This window comes from Exiguobacterium sp. s128 (assembly GCF_018618815.1).
Taxonomy (GTDB): Bacteria; Bacillota; Bacilli; order Exiguobacteriales; family Exiguobacteriaceae; genus Exiguobacterium_A; species Exiguobacterium_A antarcticum.
On the sequence record NZ_JACSMT010000073.1, the window covers coordinates 1 to 5,306 of the forward strand.

7 protein-coding genes and 1 pseudogene are annotated in these 5,306 nt (G+C 49.1%); 6 read left to right on the forward strand and 2 right to left on the reverse strand.

The window, feature by feature from the left end:
• Positions 1 to 284 precede the first annotated feature (284 nt).
• The 4 genes and pseudogenes from KNQ13_RS15335 (at position 285) to KNQ13_RS15345 (ending at position 1,823) form a co-directional block, all read left to right on the forward strand.
• Complete coding sequence (locus tag KNQ13_RS15335; protein WP_034774719.1) at positions 285 to 722, forward strand: NUDIX domain-containing protein; 438 nt, start codon at positions 285 to 287, stop codon at positions 720 to 722.
• A gap of 14 nt (positions 723 to 736) precedes the next feature.
• On the forward strand, positions 737 to 1,030 hold the full coding sequence (locus KNQ13_RS16050) for a hypothetical protein (protein ID WP_236624440.1): 294 nt from the start codon (positions 737 to 739) through the stop codon (positions 1,028 to 1,030).
• Between the two features lie 15 nt (positions 1,031 to 1,045).
• Positions 1,046 to 1,201, forward strand: a pseudogene (locus KNQ13_RS16055) (N-acetyltransferase); the annotation flags it as partial.
• Positions 1,202 to 1,448: 247 nt separating this feature from the next.
• On the forward strand, positions 1,449 to 1,823 hold the full coding sequence (locus KNQ13_RS15345) for a YciI family protein (protein ID WP_026831341.1): 375 nt from the start codon (positions 1,449 to 1,451) through the stop codon (positions 1,821 to 1,823).
• A 265-nt stretch (positions 1,824 to 2,088) separates the two neighbouring features.
• Here the strand turns inward: KNQ13_RS15345 and KNQ13_RS15350 are convergent, their stop codons facing one another.
• Positions 2,089 to 3,522, reverse strand: coding sequence for a hypothetical protein (locus KNQ13_RS15350; protein WP_026831342.1), 1,434 nt, complete (start codon positions 3,520 to 3,522; stop codon positions 2,089 to 2,091).
• Positions 3,523 to 3,641: 119 nt separating this feature from the next.
• Here KNQ13_RS15350 and KNQ13_RS15355 point away from each other — a divergent pair, with 119 nt between their 5' ends.
• The gene (locus tag KNQ13_RS15355; RefSeq protein WP_026831343.1) at positions 3,642 to 4,346 is read left to right on the forward strand and encodes an ABC transporter ATP-binding protein; all 705 of its coding nucleotides are present in this window, start codon (positions 3,642 to 3,644) and stop codon (positions 4,344 to 4,346) included.
• The gene (locus KNQ13_RS15360) at positions 4,343 to 5,116 is read left to right on the forward strand and encodes an ABC transporter permease (protein ID WP_026831344.1); all 774 of its coding nucleotides are present in this window, start codon (positions 4,343 to 4,345) and stop codon (positions 5,114 to 5,116) included. The genes KNQ13_RS15355 and KNQ13_RS15360 overlap by 4 nt, the downstream gene beginning before the upstream one ends.
• 67 nt (positions 5,117 to 5,183) lie before the next feature.
• Here KNQ13_RS15360 and KNQ13_RS15365 read toward each other — a convergent pair.
• The coding region (locus tag KNQ13_RS15365) for an IS3 family transposase (protein ID WP_214773256.1) at positions 5,184 to 5,306 on the reverse strand (123 nt) is incomplete at its 5' end.

A 5,306-nucleotide genomic window follows, 5' to 3' on the forward strand; every position in this document is an offset into this window, starting at 1 on the left:
TTCTGTGATGCCTTTTCGGAACACTTCGGTAGAAGTACGGACGAGTCCGAGACCGTAGTCATATACGAACGTCAAATCACAAGAGAGGCGTCTTTGACGTGGGACATCCAGTTCGATCCACAAGGCACCGACTCCCCACGCATGACCGTATCGAAAACGACGACGCTTTTTTGAATGCAGGATGGTCTTTTTTTCGCATAGCGGACAAGGGATTTCATGTGTCAACCACACCTTATGGTGATGATCCTAAAAAATACCATCTATTGATTTGAGGGGGAATGAGAATGACACGCCAAAAAAATATCGTCTATAACGTCTTGTTAAACGAGACACGGGATCAGGTCCTGATGGTCAAAAACATCGGACCGTCTTATTCGTACTACACGCTACCTGGGGGAACAGTTGAAGCGGGGGAGACGTTACCGGAAGCAGCTGTCCGGGAAGCGAAGGAAGAGACCGGTTATGACGTTGCGGTCGGGGAATTGTTACACGTCAGCGAAGCCTTTTTCCCGCAAGTTGATGAACACTGTCTGTTCTTCTTTTTCCAGTCGGAGATTCGCGAGGGCGAACTTGGGACGATTTTTCCGGATGAAATCGAGGAGATTTCGTGGGTCACGATTGCCGATGCCGTTCAGTTCATGAATCTGTCGAAAGAATACGAACAGATCCTCACGACGCAGCAGACGGTTCCGTACGTCTTCAACGGACAAATTACGCACTGAGCGGAGGGATACACATGCAGATTATCGAAACGACGGATCTCGATACACTGGCCCGGCTGAACCGCTACGTCCATGAGCCGCACGTCGCGCAACAGCCGGACTTCTTTAAACCGTACGACTTCGCGACGGTCCGGGCATTTTTTGCGGAAATCGTCGGAACCGGCAACCATCAGTTTTTGATGGCGGAACTCGACGGCGAAGCGATCGGCTACGTCTGGATCGAATATCTCCGGCGTCCGGAAAGTGCCTTTCATTTTGCCAATTCGAAAGTCCGCGTCCATCATCTCTGTATCGTCGACGATAAATAGCAGCAAGGGTTCGGTCGTCAGTTGTTGCTTGCAGTCGAGCGCCGGGCACTCGAACAGGACATACATAAAATTGATCTCGACTACTGGATGAGCAACGACGGGGTCGATGTCTTCTACGAACGGCTTGGCTTTGAAAAGATGCGCCAAGTCGTCGCAAAATCGTTACATTAAGAAAGAGGGAAGTACGAATGGATTATACAGACTTGAATTTCATCTTTGGTTTGCTGCGCATAGCAGTGCTCGTCATGGCGATTCCGTCAATGGTGTACGCCTTGTATCTGTTGCGCAAGATTGCCAATAAATAAGCGGCACCTTGTTTCCTCTACGGAGACAAGGTGTTTTGTATTATCCCGCTTGAAAACAGGGTAATGAAATAAGAGTGATTTGCCAGGAAATTCTTGAAACCAGGAGGGATCAAATGTTATTTTTATTCATCGGTTATTACGACGCGGAAAAGATGAATCAGTCCTCGCAACAAGAGCTCGATGCCGTCATGGAACGATGTAATCCACCGCTCGCGACCTTTTTTACGAAGCTCAACGTTTTGTCTGAATGGCATCCGGGAGCCGAAACGAAACGGGCACGGCTCCTCGACGGTCAGATCCGGCATCAGGACGGACCGGACCCGGACAAAACGGAACAGATCGGCAGTCTGATCGTGTTTGAAGCGGATGATTTGGAACAGGCCGTCGACTTGGCGTTGCTTCATCCGACGACTCAGATTGAGGAAGCTGAGCAGTACGGCTGGCGGATGGAAGTACGGCCGTTGATTGATCCAAAAGAAGCAAAATAGACGGTTTTTTTGAACATACAGCGCATCGATGCGTTGTATGTTTTTGTGATTTTCGGGTATACCTGTTTCATAGCTGATCAAAAGAAACCAGAAAGTCAGCTGACACTCCCACCACTAAAGTAGTCGGGTTCTAGCGTACAAGGGCTTCCAACGCTACTCGAGAGCAACGGAGACTCACCCTGTTCCGTTAGACTTTCACCATCAAACCCCTCAGTGGGGTTTAGCGATGGCATAGGACGCATGTCAACATCCTGTTTCGCTTCCACTATATCAAACGGAGTTTTTTGCAACGGTTGATTTCCATGTGGTGCTTTATTAGAAATGCGTCAAAACGGGTGGTACATTTTTCTTCATCGTAGGTCTCTAAATCATCGTTGATATTCATGATTAAGAAGGCAGAATATAAGTCCCGCTGGACTTTGATCCCGTTGAGATCATTCCAACGTTCCGATAGTTTCTTCTTTTTGAAGGTCTTGTCTAGATGGTTATACTGACTAGCTTTCGCCAAATGGGTCTTGATTTTGATCAAAGAGTTTCCGTTGTAGGCTAATTTTCGATTGATGATGTCCAGCAGCATGGCGGGGGCTCGGTTGGCAATCGATTTACCAAACCGCTTCTTCTTGTTGAACCTTCCAGTTCGCGCATTGACGGTTGTTTCTTTTGCCCGCCTTGCCAGACCGGAGAAACGCATCGACTCGACATAGATGTTGTCGCCTAATGCCATGATTTCGTTGGCCAGACATTCGTGTTGGTACTTTCGCACCGCAGCCTGTTTGCGGTGGAGTTCCCGAAGCTTTCCTCGGTAAGACGCGTAGTGGTTGGAGTGGATCCACTTTTTATGAGGAACAGCATTGGGAGTGCCGTTCGCATGGAAGTGGGTCGGGTTCATCGCCCGACGGGAACGGTCCATCTTTCTGAGTAATAGCCGTTTCTCTTCTTCCATACGCTGAACCTGATCGGCCAAGACTACCAGTTTTACGAGTTCAGCACTGACGATTGCAATCGTGCTGGGACCGATATCCAGACCCACATCACCGCAACCGGCGGTTCGTTTGAATTGACCTGTTTCCTTGTTCCGTTTTAAAGGCGGTGATCCTTTGAATACGATCTGGACATAAAATTTGTAGGTCCGACGCACCCACTTCCGGATGATCCGGCAATACGCGATATCGTTCGTGAAGGCTTCCACTTCATAAACATTGTTCGGGTCGATCAACACCTGAAGGGATAACCCATTCCACAGCAAACGACCGTCTTTGAAGCGGATTCCCGCCTGGTTCGTTTTGCCTTCAAATGAGTTGAACTCCCCGAACTTCTTGAAGTGGATTCGATTCCCGTTGCCGTAGAGCAACTTGTCGAATCCTTTCCACAGTTGGGTGGCGATTTTTTGAGAAGTGTTGGAATCGATATGTCGTTTGAAGTGGTGTTGCATCGGCTTCACATCTTTATGAAATTCGTACTCCGACAAACGGTATTCCTTGCATAATGCTTTGAGGATTTTGCCTGCTTCCTTTTTATTGGATCGGTACAGGACGATGGCCTGCCGATAACGTTTCGTCTTGATCATTTCCTTGTATCGCTTGAGGGTCACATTGGCAAGGCTATTGAAGACTCCTCGCCCGACTTCGAAACGCGTATGCAATACATCTTGTTCGAAGACTTCTGCCTTCAATGGGAATTGGACGATGAAATGCGCCAATGGACTTCCTCCTTTCGCTTGATCTAAGACCATTGAAACGCGTTTTACGAGAAAGAGCAAGCCATTCCTCCCACCCCTGAAGCAGTGGGCTTCCTGGCCTTAAATTCTGTGAAGCAGACGTGTCGATCATTACCTTTGAAGACGTACAGTACAAACACATACTCCGTGGCATCTCAGGTGCGTTTACGGAAGGAAAAATCACGACGCTCGTCGGACCAAGCGGTGCCGGCAAATCGACGTGCTCAAAACAAATCAACGGACTGATTTCCCCGGACAGCGGACGGATTCGGTACCGCGGTGAGGACTTGGAACAGATGAACCTCGTCGAACTGCGAAAACAGATCGGGATGGCGTTTCAAAGTGCGCCGATGCTGCCGGGGACCGTCCTGGATAATCTCAGTTTGCCGAAAACGATTTTCCACGAGACCTTGGCACCGGAAGAAGCGAAACGACTGCTGGAACAAGTTGATCTTCATGTCGATTTGAATCAGCCGGTCAAAGAACTGTCAGGCGGTGAACGGAGCCGTCTCGCGATTGCCCGGACGCTCGTTAATCGACCGGATGTTTTGTTGCTCGACGAAATCACGGCCAGTCTTGATTTTCGGATGGTCAAGGAAATCGAACAGTTGATTCAGCGCCTGCAACGCGAACTCCGGGTGACCGTCATCTGGATCACGCATGATCTCGATCAGGCACGTCGCGTCAGCGAAGAAGTCTGGTTCTTAAAAGACGGACAATTGCTCGAACACGGGGACGTCTCGTTGCTTGAGCCGGACGGAACACGCCCGGACATCGAAGCGTTCTTGAAGGGGGAATCGTTATGAGTTACGTACAACTGGCGACGTCGCTGATTTTCATCGCGATTCCGCTGATTCTTACCTTTACGCTGAAACTTGGTCTTGAAAAAGATATCTTGATCGCGACTGTTCGTTCGATCATTCAGTTGCTGATCATCGGGTATATCCTGACATTCGTTTTTGAGAGCGACAGTCCGATTTATATCCTGCTGATGATTCTGTTGATGATCGGCGCGGCGACGCTCAACGTCATCCGCAAGGGCGACGGGATTCCCGGGATCCAGTGGATTGTCCTTGCGACGTTGGTCTCGGTCGAAGTCCTGACGATGGGGCTGATGCTCGGTCTGAACATCATTCCGTTTGAAGCCCAGCAAGTCATTCCGATCAGCGGGATGGTCATCGGAAACTGTATGATTCTGTCGCTGTTGTTCTTGAACAAGTTTAAAGACGAGGTCGAACGAAGTGACGAAGTGATCGAATTGATTTTGTCACTCGGCGGGGATACGAAAACGGCGATTGACACCAGTCTCAAAAGTGCGATCCGGACGAGTATGATTCCGACGATTGAAGCGCAGAAGACAATGGGCTTGGTTCAACTGCCCGGCATGATGAGCGGGCTGATCATCGGCGGAGCCAATCCGATGGAAGCGGTCCTCTATCAATTGTTGATTCTGTTCCTGTTGCTGACGACGGCAGCGACGTCGGCTGTCCTTGTTGGTTACCTATCGTACCGGAAATTATTTAATCAAAAGTCACAGTTCATCGGTTTGACGTATCGGAAAGACAAACGGAACTAATCTGAATCCTGAAACAGCCCCTGAGACGTTTGAACTGAACCAAAAAAGTTAGACAATAAATAATTTGTCAGGCGACCTTGAGGACCTGAGTCCGGTATTCGACCGGGCTCAGGTTTTTTAGGCGTCTCTTGATACGACGATGGTTATAGTACTCGATATAACGCTTGAGCTCACATTTGAAGTGGTCCAT

Coding starts and splice junctions, on each gene's coding strand:
- KNQ13_RS15335 (WP_034774719.1), top strand. CDS start 285: ATGACACGCCAAAAAAATATCGTCTATAACGTCTTGTTAAACGAGACA.
- KNQ13_RS16050 (WP_236624440.1), top strand. CDS start 737: ATGCAGATTATCGAAACGACGGATCTCGATACACTGGCCCGGCTGAAC.
- KNQ13_RS15345 (WP_026831341.1), top strand. CDS start 1,449: ATGTTATTTTTATTCATCGGTTATTACGACGCGGAAAAGATGAATCAG.
- KNQ13_RS15360 (WP_026831344.1), top strand. CDS start 4,343: ATGAGTTACGTACAACTGGCGACGTCGCTGATTTTCATCGCGATTCCG.